Raw genomic sequence first — 19,440 nt, 5'->3', positions numbered from 1 at the left:
CGTAAACTCTTTCATTTTCTAACTTTTTTCTGCAACAAATTAGCGTCTTCAGGCCGCCATTGCCCTCAGGCAATTCTTTATGCTTTTCTTTCACGCAATCTGATTGCACGAGCCGGACCGACAGCCTATGCCTTGGAAACTCAAACAGGTAAAAAGAGAAAGGGTGCTATCATGACTGACCAAAACGACGAGTATGTGTATGATGAGGTTTCCGGTGACTGGCGCCCGGCATCAGAACTTGCGGCTGAGAAAGCCAAAAAGGCTGAAGTCAAAGATGCATCTGGAAACGTGCTTTCAGACGGAGATTCGGTCACTCTGACTAAAGATCTTAAGGTAAAAGGTGCAGGGCAGACGCTGAAGCAAGGCACAGTGATCAAATCTATCCGCCTTACCGACAATCCCGAAGAGATTGACTGCAAACACGACGCTATCAAAGGACTGGTCTTGCGGACAGAATTTGTCAGAAAACGCGGCTGAATGATCACCGTTATGTAATGTGTTGCGCCAACTCACTGCATGACAAAGTGAAATCACGTTGCATCTGCAATTAATTCGGCGCGGTCTTGCTGCCGGTAAATGGGAAACAAAGCCGGAATTATTGTTCAGGCGTATGCAGTAACGAGCGCTGATCCATCACGATCAAGTTCTTCGACTTTAAGCGCAATCAGGGTCTGGTCGATCAGCTGAAGTCCTATCGTTGAGGCGCCGAGCGCTTTGGCAATGGCTGGCTTGTTGCCCCAGACTCTGCCGCGCATATTATGCCTTAGTCCATATGACGCGACTGCGATGCTATATTCAACGGCTCCTTCATTAATATCATTGCAAATCAGATGTGCTGAACCTGTTTGAATTGAAACGCTCATTGCTGGTCCTTGTTCTTTTATGAGATTATTGGCGTGTTGCGTTCAGATTAGTTATTTGAAGTCATTCTTCCGCGATCACAATAACCGCATTCGGATTTTCGGTGTTTTGAGGTCTGGATTGATCGCACAGAAATAGCGGCATATGTGTTTGTAAAGCTGCGTTGAAATCTTTGCGTAACGATTGTGAGCGCAGCATGTTTGTTCAGCGCGAAGGCAGGCTTTTAAAGCTGAACGGGGTAGCTTCGCCCCGCGTCGAAATGCGGATCGTTATCTCACGGATCACATTGTCGATGTTCAATGCAAGGCTTCGCGCCTGAAATGCAGAATGGTGTAGATGTTCTTCGAGCCAGAGAAAACCCTTCTCGGTGTTGTTGAACCGGTATTCGATGTCGCCTGCATGCTTGTCATCGATCAGAAGACTACAAAACCCATGATACATTATGCCGCCCCCACAGCTTGATACTGCCGATCAGTGAAAAATCCCCTTGCTTGAAAGAGCGTTATAGCAGCTTTTTCGCAAATTTGAATTTGAAATGAAAAAGCTCCGGGAGGCGGATACCAAACCGAAGCTTTACAGACACCGGGCGGCTAATGGGGCGGGACTGCCCAGTATCTGCATTGAATATAACTCACTGATTAGAAAAGAAAAGCCCGTCATAAAATTACGGATGTCCAGACTGGATGCAGCGGTCATTCAGGCGCAAATCCCAGTGCTGTGAGATAATATAACTTACGATAGAAAACGGAAGCCCCGACGCTCTTCCCAAAACGCCGGGGCAGCACAGTCCAACTTGATGAGTGCGTCTCCATCAGACCGTGCCTGAAGGCGATATAGCGCAGATGATGTCCAAATGTTGGCGCACCCAGTTCTCGGTAATAGAGCAGCTTGTATCAGCGTGTACCCGAATGTTCTAATAAGGTCGGTAACATGTCGACGGTGAAATATAATCCCGTCATGGGGCGACGCAAAACTCGGCCGTGAGGGTTCCGGCCGAAGATTGCTGGGAGGGTGCAGCTTGATCTGCGGGCTCAGATTGGCGTGGCGATTTTTCTGAAAGTGATTTTAGTCAGTCTTTTTGGCTTTGAAACTGTTTGTTGGCATCCATTCGGACGCCAACGCCTTGGATAAAAGCTTCGCTTGCTTTCAACACGGCAGCAAACCTGCGTCGACGGATATAGTCACAGACCCGGTTCGTAATTAAGCCACCCCCAAAAAAGGTGACAAACAGTCCGAATTTATTAACGGGTGTCCCGACGAATAGACCCCACGCAACAAAGATTGCCAGTGCGATTGGCGCAAAACAAGCAAGCCAGTAAAGAACATTGACGCTTTTATGAATCGTGTAACCACTCAGCGTCGATGTGTTGTTGGCGTCCTTATTGTAAAAGACCAATTCTGTATCACGGTTTCCCTCGATGCGTGGACCGCCCACGGCAATCAAAGCCACCTGATGTCCTGGGCGCATCGGTAGATCACGGTGAATGCGAACATGTTGCTCCTGATCATTCTCCTGTTTGAACCAGACGTCGCGTACGACTTTCACCGATGAATGGATTGAGTGGGAGCCACTGCCGGTACCATTGTTGACGCTGACATTGGTCTGTCCGCTCACATGTGTGTCGCTACGCTGATCGGTCGCAATTATTTTGCCGGTGATGGCCATGAAGTGATAAATGCCGCTACCAACTTTGATGTCTTCGGTAATGATCATGCCTGCTGCTTTCCTGGTTTGTTTTAAATCTGCTCTTGCAGAGCAATCTCGCCTGCGGCGTCTTGCTGGATGCTATGAGCTCCAAATATCGTGTTATGTGATGCTGTAGACGGCCGCATCCTCGTGATTGATTTGCGGGTGATGTGATAAGCCAGCTCACTCAAACATCAGGAAATCTTCAGCTTTTATGTCGGATTTATTGAAATCAAACATCGACGCACTGCCATAGTTATTGGGTTTGGAAACCCGAATGAAGTTGTCAATAAACGGCAATAAAAGCTCTTTATTGAGGAATTTGGTATTGAAGATATTGATCCCCAGATAACCATTTCTGGTCAGGACATAGACGCTTTGGTCATAATAGCGCGTTGTCTCAACGCCATTTGCGAACACCATTTGCATCGTATAGGCAATGAGCGGGTCATTTTCCGGCCGCACGAAATACGGCGGCTCGATCAGCGCGATAGTCGTGACGACACCGTTTTCTTCCGATTTTTGATTTGCCGTTTCCTGCAGTTGCTTGAGTACGTCTGGTAGAAGCGTCTTTTCAACAAGTGCGTTCGAAATATAGCCCGAACGAATTTCCTCTGACACGACGATGAATTCAGTGATGTTTTGCGGATTAACGAAAGCGGCTTTGAGCGGCGGACAGCCTGTGTATTTCATCAGCTCCACAAGATACCGGCATGCTTGTGTGCTGTCTTTGCTCATGATGTAATTGTTAAACCCAAACGCATCAAGCGGATCGGCAGGTGGCTCTATCTTGACTTTATTGCGCTTGATGAACTCTTGCTGCCTGAGCGTGAGATGTGTCTTTATTGGAGGAATGCGGACGCTGCTGATCGTTCCCCAATCCGTTTGCAGCGGTAATGACAGCGGCTTAAAACCCTCTTTCAGCACCTGTTTTACGCCATCAAAATTTTGTGTAACTCCAGGCGTTACATTGGAACCGAAGAGCAGTGCCAAAGTGACAAGGAAGCAAGCTGTTTGTTTGTGTATTGTCATCACGACCTCATAGAAATATTCGTTCAAAATAGCTGTTTGATTAGCGCTCAAAAGGACGCACGAAAGCGATCGGTCGATCATTGTTTGCGATGACCGTTTGGAGTGTTTGGAGCGGAGTTTCAGGGCAGCTAAATTGCTACGTACTTTTTACTGTCCTGCCAGCTTGTTTGGGAGGGGAGGTGCGCACTGCAGATAAGCATTAAGATCCTGCCAGCGTGCGCAAAACTCAATGGCCCTGATTTTAATCGCTGGGGTGGGGTTGATCATGAAAAAGGTGATCGCGTGATAAGCCTTTGCACGTATGGCGAACGCATTTGCACCAAACTGGCTGAGCCAATAATCCACTTCAGCATCTTGTCCGCCCAAACGAAGCGAATTGCGGTGTAAGATGATGGCTGTACGGCCTTGTGCAAGCGTTTGTGCCTCCTTTGCTGTCATACGCATTGCATGATCGGCACGAAGTGGCTTTCCTGTTTCTATCAGCCCCATTTCCGGATCAGCAAACACCAGATCGCAGTCAGCAAGATCAGCAAGCACACGGTTAAACCACTGTGTTCGGTAAGCAAAACGCTCTGGCCAGTGCTCGCGTTCGTAATCAAGCAGGTCTGTTGCATGAACGGCACTGATAATTCCTGATTGGTGCAATGCAGGCAGTGAGCGCTGGCCAGAGCGCACAAGGTCAGCCAAAGTATCAAAAACGACCGGCTCAATATCTCGCCAGCGGTCCGGCAAATCGAGATAACCGGTTTGAATGCCCATACTTCGCCGCGCAACGTCAGGCACCAGATACCACGCGATGCCCAGTTGCATTCCGGGTGAAAGCGCACCCAGGAGTGACAGTTTCAGGTAACAGCAAATCTCGCCAATACGCTGATGTCTCATCTTCGGTGGCCCCCACCAGATGAGCAGCCAAAGCGAGCGTAAACGCGATGGCCGACAAGCGAAGCCTTGATAATCTGTTTTAGCCGACGGCATTGAATAGTGGATTGCGTTGGCAACGCCGAGATTATCGATGAACAGTGCGAGAGGAAATGCTTCAGCAGGCGATGACCGCAGAATGAGCATTCAGCACAGCCCAATTGCCACGCGCATCTAATATGCATCATGCAGATCACAGCAGCCCGAAAAAATCTCGTCTGATATGGTTTGTATGCGCTGCAAATGTTCACGGCTTCCTCCCGCTTTAACGAAAGGGGCGAAATCAGCTTTGAACTAACCAATATAGGCTTGTTGCTCTGTTTCCAAGAGCATCCGCGGGACGCCCCCGCTTCATATGCTCATTGACCCCTTGGTGATCGGGGAGGTCGAAACCGTACCAGACGGCCCTGTGGCCTTTAGCCGGAGGCCTGTTGCATACGCCACAGGATCCCCGACCTTAAGGTCAAAGAGTGTGGTGCTGTAACGGCCAGCACCAACCGCTGGTAGGAGTTTCGACGCTCCAAGGCAGATGCGTTCTGCCTCACGAAGACGTTATGCGTAAAGATTTGAAAGATGCAAGCAGATAAAAGCCGAAAGGATTCAAAATATGATTGGTGATAAAAAAAGACGTGATCAAAACAATGAATTATGGATGTTCAAGCGGGCTGCAAATTCTCAATTATAAAAGCTCAGCTATCTGCGTTAATTTCTGCAGTTCGCTTTTTTCATTTGCGTTCACTTGGGAGTGCTCCCCATTTCACCGGACAAATCGGCTAGTTTGATTGAGCCCTGATGAGCTGGCGAGACTGCAACAAATATACGGGATGTTCCAGACTCAGCGTAGTCTTGAAGAATTGGAATTACGGGGGGATTTACGGACTTTTCAAGTTTAACGTCTGCTTCGAATAAGAAGCTTTGAGATCGTGCTGCTCTTAACCAAAAAGGCGGGTGGCAGCTTTGCGCTTCATTGCAGACATTACCGTACAATTCACACACACTCCAAAGCGGTCATTCCGCTTTTTCTGCTACTAACGACCATTATTAGGCGGAGAGGAGACAGGCAGGTCTTGTTAAGCCCACTTTGGCAGCAGACTTCATTCAATGCCAACGTCTCGATCTGTGCGCCCATTCTGCTGAAGCGCTGCGCGGATGGCCGCCACAAATGCGTCGTATACCTGTTTGTCGTCCCTCAACGCGTTACGAAGCCCAGCCTTGAGTTCTAGTTGAACGCCTTTTCTGGAACGGCTCGATTGCAGATGTTGAGCGGTTCGGTTCCAGCGTACGCTCCTGATGTCTCGATCTTGCTATCGAACCCCGCAGCTATCAGAGCGTCATGAATTGCTTTACCCAAAGCGCCATCGGCACCACCAACTTTTACCGACTTAGCGTTGCCGTCCAAGCCGTGGACGGTCACGACACGATCGCAACCGGCGATCAATGTGAGCGCACGCGCTTCTTTGAAGCGGTGCGAGGTTATATGCAGGTCCCAATTGCCATCTTTCTTGACGCCCTCGAATGCATAGAAATTGTAGTCGCCGCCGGCAATTGAGCGTGCTAGCGGAAGCGTCAGGAATTCGATACCTCCGCCATGAGGCGCAAGGATCGCCGTAGCACTTCCTTCTATGCGCCGCACCGAAATGCGATAGTCTACATTCTCGGTCGCGTTCTGCATTAGCTCATCCCAACTTGGATATTTATCGCGCTTCGCCATTTCCCCTCCAAACACATCTTGAACCGCGAGGCTCGAAGCTTCTGTGACGTTGTCGTAAGACTTATCGTCGCGACCCCGCAACCTGCCATTCGTTAATTGGTTTCGCCGCAGTAGCGAGAACGGTTGCTGGAACCTTATTGATATTCGTCTTCGAAGCGACTTTATTTCAACCGGGTTTGGCTGCGCAGGCACTCGACCGCTGCTTCAAGAAGCTTCTCATCGGGTTGCAATGTGCCCCACTCCTTCCAAAATTCTCGCGTAGCGCTGTCAGGCTTCACCTGCGGCCGATCCAACTTAATCCGCGTGGGAAGTAGGACCGCATCGCCGAGCAAAAGTGCTTCGCCCGTGTCGAGAAGCGGAAGCATTGCCGTCAAACCGACGAGAGAATCCGGCATCAAGCGCTTGATGACGTTCTGATCGCTGTCATTTGTAAGCCGCATGGCAAGGAAGTTGTTGCACTGGGAGAGGATTGTTCGGCTCACGTCGGATGGGCGTTGGCTTACCACAAGAAGAGAGAAGCCGTATTTTCGACCTTCCTTAGCAATGCGCTCAAACGACCACAGGGCCTGCCGTTGCACAGCGTCGGCATCATCCTTCACAGGAAGATAGAGATGCGCCTCATCGCACAGCAGTGTAATTGCTGTGCGTGACTCCGCGTTCATCCAGAATTGGACGTCGTAGAGCAGGCGGGCAAGCGTGCCGGTCACGACCGGCAGCACGTCGGCGGGAACCTCCGAGAAGTCGATGATCTTAATGCCGTTACCGGAGTCGGCCCGCAGCAGTTTCACGATCTGCTTCGCGAGCCACCCATAGTCGAGCGCTTCAACAGGTGGCGAGAACATAAACCCATATCGGCGATCATCGAGCTTCGCTTCCAGACGGGAGATGAAGCGCGTCAGCTTATCTTCCCAATCTCCCTTTATGGCGGCACCGTTTTTACCGATTCCTTTAGCCGTATTGTCGGTCTCCAATCGGTCGACCAACTCCGACATGGCGTAGGGGATTGGAGAATCGACGGTGAAGGTCTCCTTGACAGTAGTCTTTTTCGCCATGTCAAGCGTTGCGCCTTTCAGTTCGCGGACATGGAGGGTGAAGCGCGAGGCCTGATTGGGCGCGTTTTGATCGCTGCGATCCAAGATCATGGACAGCATCTCATCGCGGTTCAGGAGCCAATACGGTAGAAAGAGAGTGTCGTCTTTCGGTGCAGCGAGGTCTCCAGGGCCGGCAATCCTGAGGCGCTGCGCGAATCCACCTTTAGTCTTATCAGCAAGGGGAGCGTACTCGCCATGCATATCAAATACGACGAGATTGGGGTATTTGAGCTTGGCTGCTCTCTCAAGAATGAGGGCGACGGCCCAGCTCTTACCAGAGCCGGTGCTGCCGAGAATTGCGGCGTGACGCTGGAAGAAGCGATCACCACTTGCAATCGCTTCAGCGCTTCGATCGGCGACAAATGTGCCTAGCTTCAAGCGCTCCTCCTCAGAAACGTTGGCGCCCAAGATCCCCATGAAGCGCTGTAGGTTGCCGCCCTCGATGACAAAGCAATCGCGGTCGATCTGGGGGAAACTGTCCGCGCCGCGTTTGAAGGTGTCTACCTTGTCACCATCAATGGTTCGGTAGGTACCGATGACAAAGGCCTGCATGTGATCCGCAGGCGAAACGGTCAGCGCGCCGAATTCACCGCCTTCTGGATCAGGGAGCTCTTCGCGAAGAGAGCGAGTGACTCGGTCGGTCATCCCGATAAGAAATTCCGCCTGTGTCGCGCCTTTAATAGCAATGAGTTGCCCGATCCCAACGCGCGTCAGCATTTCGGAATTGGTGACGTCTATCGCTACACGACTGGTGTCAACACCGGCCACGCGCCCGATCTGATCATTCTCCGTAAACTCAAGTGCCGGACTAGTCATGCCGCTAGAACTCCCTTCACAAAACCATCGAGGTCCCAGTAGTCGATACCGGGATAGAAAACTTCCGCTCCATCGACGATAATGCGGGCACCGGCATTTCCACCGTTTTCGTGAAACTCCGCCGCAACTACGTTTTTGTTTTCGATCGCTATCTCTCGCGCCTTGGGGGAAAGCGCATAGGTCAAAATTACGGTCTTCACGCCCGATTTGATGCGTGGCGTGAGATGGGTTTCCAAATGATCATCATTAAACCCATAGCCTATAATGAGAAAACGGCGGGCCTTGTCGATGGCGTCGTTCCCTTTTTCTCTGTGCTTGTCGAATGGACTCTCGTAGCCGCTGCGGAACTTGTTCAGTCCGGGCGTGATGATTAAGCGCGGCAACGGCAGTGTGCCTGCATAGCGGACCGGATTACCCTCCCGATGGTACCAGTCCAGGCTGCCGTGAGGCTTGAAAACATTGGCCTTTGACGCAAACTTGTATCGCACGTTCTTGCCGACGAGCTTCACGTGGCGGCAGAAGCTCCAGTAGCTATCCTCCGGATCGAGTCGAGCAGCGAAATGGCCGGAAAACATAGTATCCACGCCCAGTCCGGCTTCCTCGCATGCTAGCTCGGCAAGACGATCATAGTTCGTCGTTACGATTGGAATGCCGGTACCTGGTTTCAACAAGTGCGGGATAAGCTTGGTGAGCCGAAGTGTCCGCGTATTGTTGAATACTTCCGCGATGATGTTTGCCTCGGAGGCAGCGATGAAGTCTCCGGTGCTCTGTACGATGGCAGCCTCAAGGGACGGAGTAGGCGCGTGTTTCAGCAGCGCCGCTTCCAGACCATTGGTTTCGATGAGAGGATGGATCTCTTCCCAGAGTTTCGTGTCTTCCAAGGACAGGCTGGCTGGTATGTGTGTCACCAGATGATGCCCGAGCGCGCTCATGCCAGGAACGCCCTCGGCACAGGACAGCCCTGAGCCGACTATCAGAACCAGGCCATCGCCAAGGTGTTCCTGAAGCTGCTTCTTTAACGCACTTAGTTCCACGAATCCCCACTGACGTCACAGCGCCATCCCCGATTGCAAAGTACATTGCGTCATTGAAGGGAAGCAAGTGTGCCTTCCACAATATTTCAATGTGCTGAATTGTTCTACGCCGTGCATTATTCCGGAAATGGAATTGGCTGCCCAACTCCATTTGTTTGACCTCACGCTGAATGATCTTCTTGCTTTGGCAAAAGAACCGCTGTGCAATACTCGTAACAGGCACTTGTGGCTGAGGGCCGGCGGTTGCCCGATGCAGACATTCGAGGCAAGCTTCTGAGGTTGGAAAGATCATAGTGAGCAAGTTGTCCGAAGCCAACGAGTTTCTAATGCAGTGGACATTTGCTAATCGGTGAACAGAACAGGGGCAGAGAAAATGGACTTCAAGGATCTTTTTACGCATCAGCAAAAGATACTCGAACTGGAGCTAGAAGTAGCGCGCACTCGTTTTGAACATCTGGGTTTACGGGGTAATGCACTCGAGATCGCCTCCCGCGACTTCTTCGAAAAGCACCTACCCCGATCCGTAAACGTGGGTACGGGCGAAGTGATCGCTTCGGAAAGCGACAACGACAGCGCTGGGGCCCGATCGGGCCAGATGGATTTGGTGTTTTCGAATCAGTCGCAACCGTTCCCGACGGCACGAGATATTCCGACACTTTTTTTCCATCGAAGGGGTACTAGCCGCCGGCGAAGTGAAAACCAGTTTGTCGCGCTCCGTCATGCCGGACGAATTGAGGAAAGCTCGGAAGTTTCGTGCATTACGTGCAAAGAACATGTCTCGGCTAGTACAGGTCACTAGCCCCGACGTCTGGGCTTCCTACTATGTTTTCTATCGCCCGTACTTCATCATAGCAACCGAGACGAAGTCGCCCTGGCAATCGATCCTATTGGAGTTGATGGAGTATATCGACAGTGAGAGGGTCCTCCCTCTCGACGGCATATTGCTTCTGGACCAGAACGTCGCCTTGATCTTGTCGCCTCACCAGGAAGCACCGTTCACACAAGCAATAGGTCTACCCTTCCTTCATAAGGTTGGTGCTCTGGACGTAAGTGGCTTCATTATGCCCTACAGCACCGATACTCCTCTTGCCTTGCTCATGGCTTGGTTGTCTCTGTTCAGAACTAGTTTCTTTGAGGATCAACAACCGATCGGCTTATATCTGCAAAACATGGTCAACTCGTCTTTGAAGGAAATGACACTGTTCGAAACTCAAACGCCTGTGGAAGAACTAATGCGCGCGATGGAGGAAAAAAGGTCTGTGGCGTTTCAACCTTGACACGCTCAGAGAGAAGTATCCTAAACGGTAGCCATAACACTCGGAGACCGACGTGGGATTGAGTTAGTAATCCGCTCGGGGATCGTTGTTTTTCGTACGTTAGCAAATTGAAGCGGCCAGCCGCGTTTAGGCCCCGCCCGTGCCCTAGGTAGAACGGAAAGGATGGCAGGTTTTGGGTGGGTATGGCAGCGCGCCGAATGTCTGACATGAAGTCGCAACCGACCGATCGGCAACGCGCTTTATTGCTGTTATCCATGCAGATCTGGCGAAAACCGATAGCAGCCTTTCTACTTTGGCTGTTGCTGAAACCGAGAAGGGTGGATGACGCCCTGTCTATTCGCTTTCGGTTGCATTACCGAAGACGTCCTGCCTGCAGCACAAGTATGGAGGCAGGCAACTGTGGCATCTGGACCCTGACTATGCCCCCGGCAAAATGCATAAGCGTCACCTCCAACATTGCGGCGCTTTAGCATGCGGCGATCAGGTTTTCTTCAGGGGCACCGAATACCGATTGATGAACATCTTAGGAGTGAAGGCATGGGTCTTTAAGAGAGCACCGATCCGCTCAACGTCGTTCAGGACATTCGCGTCCCCTAATGCCTTGGCGAAGTCTAGCAATGCATTTCGCAGTTTGTTGAGCTGATCTTCTGTCATCACACGAGCGCCTTCGATCATCGCCGCACCAGCCCCGGTTGTTTTCATGGGGTGCACGATCAACGCCGTCTTCTCCGCCACCTGGGTGTATTTCTCCTCGAACCAATCGATGCCCTGGCCTAATTGCCCCAGGTCGTGCTTCGAGATGCCCTGCTCTGTGGTGGCGCCGTTCTTGCATTCTATAATGAGGAAGCTACCATCGGAGAACGCCCAAAGATTGTCGGGGCCCTTCTCTGATGTCTTCTCCGGCCTCTGCGAGCCAAGGCCGAGCAGCCTGCCCGTCTCGTGGATCGCAGCCTCGAACTCGTTGGAGGTATTGGGCTCGAACCGCAGGTCATCGATTAGGCTCTGGAACCGTAGCATCCTGTCGACCGCTTCGAGAAAGGTCGATCTATGGATTTCTTGGACCTTCGCGGCTTGCTTACCGGCGACTGGGGCAAGTTTCTGGTACGCGATCCCGTCGATTGGACGCAGAACGTAGTTGTTGAGCCGGTGCGCTGACAACAGGATCTTCTGTGCGTTCGCTGGGTCGATATGATGAGCAACCTCCGCCTGCCTGACCAACGTCAGTGCCTTCTCGTCCGCATCGTCGAGCCGATTTCCGGCTGATCTGAGCTCCTCAAGTGCACCGGGATGGTCACCTGATCGAGCCAGATCAAACGCCGTACGCAAGGCGACGGCCGTAGGATCGAGAGCGAGACCTTTCCCCGGCTTGGCTCGAAGGAGCGCCTTCTTGCTCACCTTCACCCAGCCAGCGTCGCGGCCGAGGCATTGGTGTATGACCTTCCGTATGCCATCTATGTCGGTACCGTCGAGTTGCTTGGCGAGGTTGGTGGACAGCTCCAACTGTGCCTGTGTGGCACCGGCCAGCATCTGTCGACCCTCGACCGACTTGATGCGACTGGTCAACTTGGCGCCACACAATAAGACGACGCAGTGGTCGTCATTGGACCGTACTCCTCTTCCCATGCCTTGCTCAATGCGCTGCATCTGACGGCGAAGGCCGGCCTTCGAGTCCGATATGACTGCCATGTCGGCTGCCTCGCGGAGTGAGGAGACCTCCGGTAGATCGAAGAGCGCCAGTACCCGACATGCATCGTCGGGAAGGTCGATACCATCGTAGCGGTTCACCAGAACTGTCAAACCTACATGCCCGTTCCGGAGCTTTTCGACGCCCGGAGCTACCTTGTCGCCAATCAGGATTTGATCCGCGACATCCTTCCAAGCATCCGCTGCGGGCTTGGATGGAACGATGACGACGACATTTTGATCCTTGGCCAGATCGACAAGCAAAGCTCTAACTTCAGCAATGTCTATCTCCGGATTCAGCTCCTGCGGCATCAAGATCATTCGCTCGCCCATGAATTGTGAGGACACAGGTACGATAGGATCCTTGAGCGCCTTGGGGTTTGCACCAAAATGGGAGACGAGGACGCTGTCATCGGCAAGAGTAGCCGTGAGATAAATCCGCCTCTTGGCTTTGAAGAACGACCTGATGAGGTCAGTGGGTGGGCAGATGGGTTCGATCTCGAGGATTTGACCGCCTATAACGCAACGGCAGTATGGCAACACTTCCCTCAGCAAGGGGTAGCTGAAGAGCAGTTGTTCGGATTCCCTATGGACATGCAGAGCCTTCAATATCTCGTCTTGATTGTCCTTCCATGCCCAAAATGGGACCTCCATAGTTACCCTCGGATCGCTATCCTCGAGCTCAAGGAATCGGGACGGGCTCTGGCGTTTCAACTGATTGGCGACAACATGGAGGATCTTGCCGTAGGCTGGGTGAGTATTCGGCAGGGTGATGCGGAATTGCTCGCCGATGGTCGCCACACAGGCGTGCGCGTCGTCCACCACGACGCTGCCGATTGATATTTTGACCTGCTCCAGCCCGAATACGGATTTGCCGTTAAATAGCTTGTGGATGGTTGTAACGCAGATTCTCTGGCCCGCAGCATAGGCGGGGTCGCGTGGGTCCTCAACGATCTCGAGTCCAAGAGCGCTGGCTTCCTCAATGACCTGAGACACCAACTGGTTGTCGGGGCAGATGTAAAGGGCGGGCCCCTTGCCGTCGTTCAAGGAGCTCTGGAGGAGCAGTAGGCCGACAACGGTCTTGCCGCTGCCGACGTTCAGCTTGATAACGATGTCATGATTGTTAGGGTCTTGGAACCAAGCTTTCATTACCTCTGTCTGGATATCTCGAGGGAAGGAGAACCGCTTCGCCCGATCCAGCGTGAGAAAAATATCACGCGGGTCGGTCACGGCTACTTCGTCGTCTCCCAACAGGTCTTCGAAATTAATCAAGATCCGCCCTTCCTCGAAGCATTCTCGACTGCATTCCATTGCCGAGATTTAGAATAGTTGCTTTGCTGGAAGCAGATTAAACACCCTCTGCAGCATTGTCGAATATTTCCTCGTCCGGAGGTGGTCTAGGATATCTGCTTTCTCGCGGCATGTCCGTGCAGCGGTCAGTCGGCTTCCGGCCCCATTCTGGTCATTAATCTGGCAGTATGACTTTGCTAAATAGTTCAGCTATGGTCGTTTTCATGTTCCGGCAATCTAGCTTCTCACCTTTTGTGTATTTGTCTCCTTTGCTCAACCAGCAGATGTTGGCAGCAAGTCCTCTTGCTATTAATGGAATGAAGCTTCTGTTCTATTGTGAGGAGAATAGCGGTATTTCATTAACGCAGTCGCTGGGTGCCTTTCATCGAAAATGCGTTGAATGGGCAGCGAATGAATTCCAGTGGCCGGGATATGAAGCCGAGCAGCTTTATTCGGTGAACAAGGTTCTCAACGAGCCAGATTTCCCGCCGCTTTCCACTTTGCACTGGGCATTGCAAGATCTTCGTATTATCCGCCACTATAAGGGCAGGGCGGTGCTTACAAAGCGTGGAAGATCGATGCTCGGTCATCATGGTGAGTTGCAGGCCGTCCTGGCCGAATGGATACTGGCTGCACCACTTCAGGATAATCTATCGTCAGAGGCAGCTGCATTGTTCTGGGACTTGAGGCATATGCTTGGGATTATCGCAAATCGGCTAGGTGACTGGATGACACTGAGCGATTTTACTGAGTTGGCGCTTCCGGTTGATCTTTATCCAGCCAGAGGCCCACTCGGACCTCGACACGAGGCCGGGTTCTATCTTGCGCGTAATTTTGTGCAGCCGTTAACGTGGCTCGGCGTGCTGGAACAATCGCCGACAAAAATGCTCGGTATTTCAATGAGGGATCGGCAATTGCGTAGAACGGCGTTGTTTGACGCTTTCTTCAGGATTGCACTTCCAAGTGGGATTGCCGCGGCTGCGGTACACTGAGTTTCTATGACATACACGTCGCAACAATTTCGTCACGCTGCGTTTAAATCAGAATTCATATTGACCCAGAAGATCGCGATCGTTCAGATGACGGACAATCAATGAAGGCTGGTGCGTATCTACCAAGCAGTTTGTACCAAGGTTAAGGTAAACGCTTATGCACGATCTCATCTGCCCGCACTGCAATCCATCACGGACTGAGGCGGGCGTGAAAGTGTTGTATGCTATTTGCTACGATGAAATTTCACCGGCTGTTGTGGGCACATGCTCCCGATATCTAGATATTAAATTTCATCTGATGCTTTTTGGGCGGTCAAGTATAGTTAAGTAAATCTTCTCTTCGTGCATTCGTTTTTTATACCGCCACACGTCAGTGTGCTGCCCTTGGGCAGCGCGGTATTTCTCTGGTTCGGTCGGCCTCAGACTGCAACCCAAGAGAGATAAATGCACGCGAAAATAGCAAAAGTGGCGGGTAGCGCCACTTTTGAGGTATTGAGCCCTCTGAAATGCGAAAAAGCCCGGAATCGTGGCGAATTTCGCCTTAAAAATGTTTCGCAGATGATGGTCGCGAGGTCGATTGGTTAACTGGCCCATAAACTCGCGAGCTATGAACGGAGTGGAAGGTCGCTTCGGGGCAGGGGGTTGAAGAATTTATCATAGTAAAACCAACATTTATAAATAATGCAGTCGGATTGGCGAGTTTAAAACTTAAATGACTTTATGATTATAGTATTGTTATTTATAAATTTCATTCACTGATAGTGTCAAAAATATATGTGCCATATATATCAATATGTACTTTCAATGTTGAATTTGTAGACGGATTTCATTATTTTGTATAGTTTCATTTCTCGGGGTTGTCAAAAATGTCGGCTTTAACAGCGAGATGATTATCATTGTAGAAACATGATTAATCACTATTTTAATACAAATTGTTTCATATCAATCTATCATAATGTGCCCGTTGTCGATGCCTCATGAATACTTGTCGTGCTTCACGGGTGGACGGATTTGCGTGTGAGGCCAACGCGAAGTTCATTCTATACAAAATCATTGATTAAGGTAAACTTCAGGCCCTGTGAAATCGTGTGGCGATTGTTTCGTCTAAGCCTCAATGGGTGATTGATGTCGATCTTTGATTGCGAGCCAGATGCATTTACTAAGCCGATCAAACCCTATCGGACACTCTCACATACGCAGAATGCAAAGCGTATAGATGCGATGTATTGGCGGCTGGTGGGTAAGATCCTGCAAACGGCTGTTGCTCATATTGAGGCTCAACTTGCCTACGGCTCTCAAAAAGGCGCACTCGCTTTTGCTGAGCAGCAGATCGCAGATTGGGAAACATTGCATCAGGTGACACCGAGGCTCTCCGTACGGCTACATGATCACATCTATCCCTGGGGCACACGGATTTCTCCGGTGCGTTATCGAGGCATGATTGCTGCACGCAAAGGCAAATTGCTCGACCGGATTGAACAGACGCGTTCAGAGCATGAGGATGCTGTTAACGGTCTAAAAAAGCGTACGCATTTGATTGCGAGCGGGCGGGCCTGGCTAGAAGTCAATCCATCTAAAATAGTTGTTGAGACACAAAGCAAAGCAGACGCATTTTACGAGGTACACATTGATGATGCGGGCACAAAAAGCATTGTTGTGAAGAACGTCAGCCTTGACCATTCAAAGCCGTCTGAGCTCATTGATATCGTTTCGCTTGATGCTGACGAAATCGTTGTCGCTCATGCAGCAGAGAGCAGCGGTATTCGCAGACGTGCCGGTTGGGTATTGAAGCTGGTGATGTCTACATCCTCTCTGGTCGGCGATGGTGTTCGCTTTGAAGAGAGTTTTGCGCTTGTAGGAAAGATCGCTGAACGAGGCTATCTTGTAGCTGCGATCAGTTACCATTTCTTTGCTGCTGGGACGCGTCCGACGGATGATTATTCTCAATTGGCATTTGACGCCCGAATTTTTTCAAAACACCGCGAGGAAATTACCCGGTCATATATAGATCCGCGGGACCGGTATAACGGCATAATGATCTCCCTAAGAGGTAGGGGTGTTGATGCGAGATACGCTATACGTGATCGGGTTTATTATGGTGAGGAGAGCCAATCATTCCGAACCAGGCCTAAGCTCGAGAGTAAAAAATGGGAAACTGTCGAGCCCTTGCTTTCGCAGTTTCATGGACAAAGCGGAAATAGCAAGGGAGAACAGCGGAGCTCGCGTTCGTGCGATCCGGAATTGTGGATACGTGAAGCAGATGAGTTTGCAAAGGCTTTGCAGATTTTAGATGACGGCGGCTCGTTTATTCTAACCGGGGCCGCCGGTACTGGTAAGACGCATATGATCCCGGGCTTTATTTCGTGGTGCCTTAATAATGGCAAGACGGTCAAGGTCCTGGCTGGCGGAGGCGCGCTTGATGTCATCGAAGCACGCTGCCGGAATTTTATGGACAAAACCTATAAGATTGAAGTGCCAATGTTCTGGGCCCGCGAGGATGACTATCTGATCTTTGGCGACTTTGATGAGCGGGATGCATTCAAACAGTGCCGTAATCCCTCGCTTGGCGCGGAGATACTCAGAAGATCAAAGCTCATCCGCCCTCAGAACGATGTTACGGATGTACTCATCATTGATGAGGCGACTTTGGTGCCGTTCAACGCGGATCAGTTCAAAAGTGTAAAGCAGATCATCGTTATCGGTGATATGTTTCAGATTGCGAGAGAGAATTCAGTCTTTACGGTTGCGGCGACCTCTGGCTTAGCGGCGCTGAGGCTACGGCGGAACTTCCGCGCTAACAATTGCGATATTATGACCTGGTCCAATATCTTTTCATACAATAATGCGCTTGTTGTTAAAAACAGGGGAAAACGGCGCAGCGAATTGCGTTATGTGCCGCTTGGCCGCAAGCAAGCGGGCTCAATAAGGGCGGAAGCTAATGCACTCGCGAAAGCGGCCAGCTATGCACGAAGTGCGGGCGAAACTGTGGGGATTGTCGCATTTAACAAGAAGCAGGTGAAAGCGATTTCGGATGCCTTGCACTGGGTGGGCGATCCTCAGATCGAGTTTCTCGGTTTACCGGAAGAAGTCCAGGGGAAAGAAGCCGATGTGGTGCTGGTTTCGCTGGGTGCAGCTCTTACGAATAGCGGAAGGCTGCCGACTGAGGTTGCAGGCCTGAATGATGATCAGGCGCTTATGAAAATGAATGTGGCTTTATCGCGTGCACGCGAGCAGACAATAGTATTTTCCAGTCTTCTGCCGTCCGACATTGATTTGCGGCTCGCAAATGACGCGCAAGCTTTAATCGCATCTGTGTTGCAGACGTTTACCAACCTTCCCAACCAGCAACGGATAGATCGGGACCCTGCTTTTAACCGCAGTCTCAATTAGCGCAGGTCTAGCTTGATCGAAGCAGTGAGTGGCCCAGATAGCGGTTTCGAAGAGAATAACTGCGTCAGTGTAAAACCCCGAGCCTGAGGATTTGCGCAACGCGATATGAGACTTGTCGATTTGCTTCGGTATGCGAGGCGTTTCTACTTTGCTCCGTTCTTCTTGAAAGAGGTTCTGATTTCTGCGGATACGCTGTGAAAGTCGCTGTCCGCGAATTGCTGAAACACGCTTGTTGCGTTCTGAATGCATCAGATCGGGGCTCCGACTGGTATGTTGGCAGCACAATCTTATCGATCCACATTTCACTCTGGGCGTTATGCTCTCAACCCACACTTTGGGAACGTTTGCAACGGCAATCAGTAACGAATGCGATCAATCGCTCGACAGCTGAAGATTTGGCCAAGCGTTCAGGCTGTGGCGCAGATTCTGTGAATCTGGTGTAATTCAGCAGGCTAATCAGCAAAAAAATCAACTTTAATAATCGCGTATATATTCTTGAATTCGAATTGTAACCTGTTTGTCGGGTATATGGTTGCGGGGTAGAAAGTGCAATAATATCATTTACTTAGGCGATTTCCTTTGTATCCTTGGGTGGTGTTTAATCCTCAAGCAAAAAGGAAATTTCTATGAGGAGCATGTTGTCAGTGAATAAAGCCGGTGGCGTTGGTAAAACAATGCTTAGTCAGTTGCTTTGCCAATATGTCGATCGGTTCGATGAACAATACAGATTATTCTGTGTTGAGGGAGAGGGACTAAGAGAAAACTATCAGTCTCCCCTGCGCAGAGCGATCCCCCATACCAAAGATGTGTTTTTCCAGACGCCATTCGACAAGCCGGAAAACGATCTGAACGAGCATATGAAGATGTGGTGCAGTGTGATTGATCCAGTGCTAGCGGGCAACCACATTGTGGACTTCGGCGCCAATGCCCTTGCAAGCTATCAATACATCACGCAACTCATGGGGTTCAATGACAGCTTCTGGGATGGTGTTGCTGACAGCGAAGAGCGCATGCGTCCGGTTCTTTTTGTGCCGGTTACCGCGGGCCATGTTTCGCAGTTTGATGCGATTGATATCCTGAACTGGCTGTTTCGAGATGGAGCGATCAATGCTTATCATCATGTTATTATTGTCATGAATGAAGTGCAGGGTAAGCTCGATCTCTATCCAGCTCTGGAAAGGATCATACGTAAAAACAGTGAAAAGGTTAGTTCGGTTACAATCGAGTATAATTCTTTTTCCCGTGCCATTGCTGATTATTCGGTAAACGCTCGAGAACTCGATGATTTTATTGAGGCACCTGAGCGTGAAGCCAAAGCCAAGCTTGGTCACGGCTACACCTTGCTGCAAATGGGTATGGCGGTTGCAGTTCAAAGCTGGAGCACGGATATCTTCAGGCAGTTCGATCAAATCGGCTTGCATAAAATGCTCAAATTGGAGCCAAAGGCGCAACCTTCTGAGTCTGTTCAGACTCCGAGTTCGACGCAACCTTAAAGCGGTAAAACGCTTGGAATATGTTCAAAAGTTATCAGCATGGATGAACCAGAGCGGCAAGCGCAGGAACCGCTTGCTGCTCCTTTAAGGGTTAATTCGATCCACTGTGTTTCGGCCCTTTAATTGCGTCTCCTTGTCAAGCATTTGCTAAATCCTTGGCGGGGT

At 50.8% G+C, this 19,440-nt stretch carries 15 protein-coding genes; 6 read left to right on the top strand and 9 right to left on the bottom strand.

Annotated features, from left to right (window positions below; all coding sequences use genetic code 11):
* Positions 1-171 precede the first annotated feature (171 nt).
* Entirely contained in the window at positions 172-477 is a 306-nt protein-coding gene (locus OPR82_RS11705) for an alkylphosphonate utilization protein (protein ID WP_265984941.1), read from the top strand.
* 125 nt (positions 478-602) lie between these two features.
* Here OPR82_RS11705 and OPR82_RS11700 read toward each other — a convergent pair whose 3' ends face one another.
* From OPR82_RS11700 to OPR82_RS11665, 8 genes are all read right to left on the bottom strand, one after another.
* Positions 603-863, bottom strand: a complete 261-nt coding sequence (locus tag OPR82_RS11700) for a hypothetical protein (RefSeq protein ID WP_265984939.1) — start codon at positions 861-863, stop codon at positions 603-605.
* Positions 864-1,065: 202 nt separating this feature from the next.
* Positions 1,066-1,302, bottom strand: coding sequence for a hypothetical protein (locus OPR82_RS11695; RefSeq protein ID WP_265984938.1), 237 nt, complete (start codon positions 1,300-1,302; stop codon positions 1,066-1,068).
* A gap of 628 nt (positions 1,303-1,930) precedes the next feature.
* Positions 1,931-2,575, bottom strand: coding sequence for a hypothetical protein (locus OPR82_RS11690; RefSeq protein WP_265984936.1), 645 nt, complete (start codon positions 2,573-2,575; stop codon positions 1,931-1,933).
* Between the two features lie 156 nt (positions 2,576-2,731).
* Positions 2,732-3,580: a hypothetical protein gene (locus OPR82_RS11685; protein WP_265984935.1), complete on the bottom strand. Its 849-nt coding sequence runs from the start codon at positions 3,578-3,580 to the stop codon at positions 2,732-2,734.
* A 147-nt stretch (positions 3,581-3,727) separates the two neighbouring features.
* Positions 3,728-4,645, bottom strand: a complete 918-nt coding sequence (locus OPR82_RS11680) for a hypothetical protein (RefSeq protein WP_265984934.1) — start codon at positions 4,643-4,645, stop codon at positions 3,728-3,730.
* A gap of 1,072 nt (positions 4,646-5,717) precedes the next feature.
* On the bottom strand, positions 5,718-6,209 hold the full coding sequence (locus OPR82_RS11675) for a poly-gamma-glutamate hydrolase family protein (RefSeq protein ID WP_265984933.1): 492 nt from the start codon (positions 6,207-6,209) through the stop codon (positions 5,718-5,720).
* Between the two features lie 161 nt (positions 6,210-6,370).
* The gene (locus OPR82_RS11670; RefSeq protein WP_265984932.1) at positions 6,371-8,116 is read right to left on the bottom strand and encodes an ATP-binding protein; all 1,746 of its coding nucleotides are present in this window, start codon (positions 8,114-8,116) and stop codon (positions 6,371-6,373) included.
* Positions 8,113-9,150, bottom strand: a complete 1,038-nt coding sequence (locus OPR82_RS11665; RefSeq protein ID WP_265984930.1) for an SIR2 family protein — start codon at positions 9,148-9,150, stop codon at positions 8,113-8,115. The genes OPR82_RS11670 and OPR82_RS11665 overlap by 4 nt, the downstream gene beginning before the upstream one ends.
* A 373-nt stretch (positions 9,151-9,523) precedes the next feature.
* Between OPR82_RS11665 and OPR82_RS11660 the strand changes: the two genes are divergently transcribed.
* Together OPR82_RS11660 and OPR82_RS11655 are read left to right on the top strand one after the other, a co-directional pair.
* Entirely contained in the window at positions 9,524-9,949 is a 426-nt protein-coding gene (locus OPR82_RS11660) for a DUF6602 domain-containing protein (RefSeq protein ID WP_265984929.1), read from the top strand.
* 97 nt (positions 9,950-10,046) lie between these two features.
* Positions 10,047-10,427 carry a hypothetical protein gene (locus OPR82_RS11655; protein WP_265984927.1) on the top strand — a complete coding sequence of 127 codons (381 nt, stop codon included), beginning with the start codon at positions 10,047-10,049 and terminating at the stop codon, positions 10,425-10,427.
* A 480-nt stretch (positions 10,428-10,907) separates the two neighbouring features.
* Here OPR82_RS11655 and OPR82_RS11650 read toward each other — a convergent pair whose 3' ends face one another.
* Positions 10,908-13,382: a DEAD/DEAH box helicase family protein gene (locus OPR82_RS11650; protein WP_265984926.1), complete on the bottom strand. Its 2,475-nt coding sequence runs from the start codon at positions 13,380-13,382 to the stop codon at positions 10,908-10,910.
* A 206-nt stretch (positions 13,383-13,588) separates the two neighbouring features.
* On the opposite strand from OPR82_RS11650, the gene OPR82_RS11645 reads away from it, so the two are divergent.
* From OPR82_RS11645 to OPR82_RS11635, 3 genes are all read left to right on the top strand, one after another.
* Positions 13,589-14,392 (top strand): hypothetical protein, encoded by an 804-nt coding sequence (locus OPR82_RS11645; RefSeq protein WP_265984925.1) that lies wholly within the window; start codon positions 13,589-13,591, stop codon positions 14,390-14,392.
* A gap of 1,125 nt (positions 14,393-15,517) precedes the next feature.
* Entirely contained in the window at positions 15,518-17,782 is a 2,265-nt protein-coding gene (locus tag OPR82_RS11640; protein ID WP_265984924.1) for an AAA domain-containing protein, read from the top strand.
* 644 nt (positions 17,783-18,426) lie between these two features.
* A complete protein-coding gene (locus tag OPR82_RS11635) occupies positions 18,427-19,275 on the top strand; it encodes a hypothetical protein (RefSeq protein ID WP_265984922.1) in 849 nt (282 codons plus the stop codon).
* The last annotated feature ends 165 nt before the right edge of the window (positions 19,276-19,440 follow it).

The sequence above is a fragment of the Ochrobactrum chromiisoli genome (genome assembly GCF_026241335.1).
Taxonomy (GTDB): Bacteria; Pseudomonadota; Alphaproteobacteria; order Rhizobiales; family Rhizobiaceae; genus Brucella; species Brucella chromiisoli.
This window is presented reverse-complemented; position numbering and strand designations above follow the sequence as displayed.

Bases quoted from the DNA above. Each gene is read 5' to 3' on its own strand.
- OPR82_RS11655 (WP_265984927.1), top strand. From the start codon at position 10,047: ATGGAGTATATCGACAGTGAGAGGGTCCTCCCTCTCGACGGCATATTG.
- OPR82_RS11700 (WP_265984939.1), bottom strand. From the start codon at position 863: ATGAGCGTTTCAATTCAAACAGGTTCAGCACATCTGATTTGCAATGAT.
- OPR82_RS11690 (WP_265984936.1), bottom strand. From the start codon at position 2,575: ATGATCATTACCGAAGACATCAAAGTTGGTAGCGGCATTTATCACTTC.
- OPR82_RS11660 (WP_265984929.1), top strand. From the start codon at position 9,524: ATGGACTTCAAGGATCTTTTTACGCATCAGCAAAAGATACTCGAACTG.
- OPR82_RS11645 (WP_265984925.1), top strand. From the start codon at position 13,589: ATGACTTTGCTAAATAGTTCAGCTATGGTCGTTTTCATGTTCCGGCAA.
- OPR82_RS11675 (WP_265984933.1), bottom strand. From the start codon at position 6,209: ATGGCGAAGCGCGATAAATATCCAAGTTGGGATGAGCTAATGCAGAAC.
- OPR82_RS11640 (WP_265984924.1), top strand. From the start codon at position 15,518: ATGTCGATCTTTGATTGCGAGCCAGATGCATTTACTAAGCCGATCAAA.
- OPR82_RS11685 (WP_265984935.1), bottom strand. From the start codon at position 3,580: ATGACAATACACAAACAAACAGCTTGCTTCCTTGTCACTTTGGCACTG.
- OPR82_RS11680 (WP_265984934.1), bottom strand. From the start codon at position 4,645: ATGCTCATTCTGCGGTCATCGCCTGCTGAAGCATTTCCTCTCGCACTG.
- OPR82_RS11695 (WP_265984938.1), bottom strand. From the start codon at position 1,302: ATGTATCATGGGTTTTGTAGTCTTCTGATCGATGACAAGCATGCAGGC.
- OPR82_RS11705 (WP_265984941.1), top strand. From the start codon at position 172: ATGACTGACCAAAACGACGAGTATGTGTATGATGAGGTTTCCGGTGAC.
- OPR82_RS11670 (WP_265984932.1), bottom strand. From the start codon at position 8,116: ATGACTAGTCCGGCACTTGAGTTTACGGAGAATGATCAGATCGGGCGC.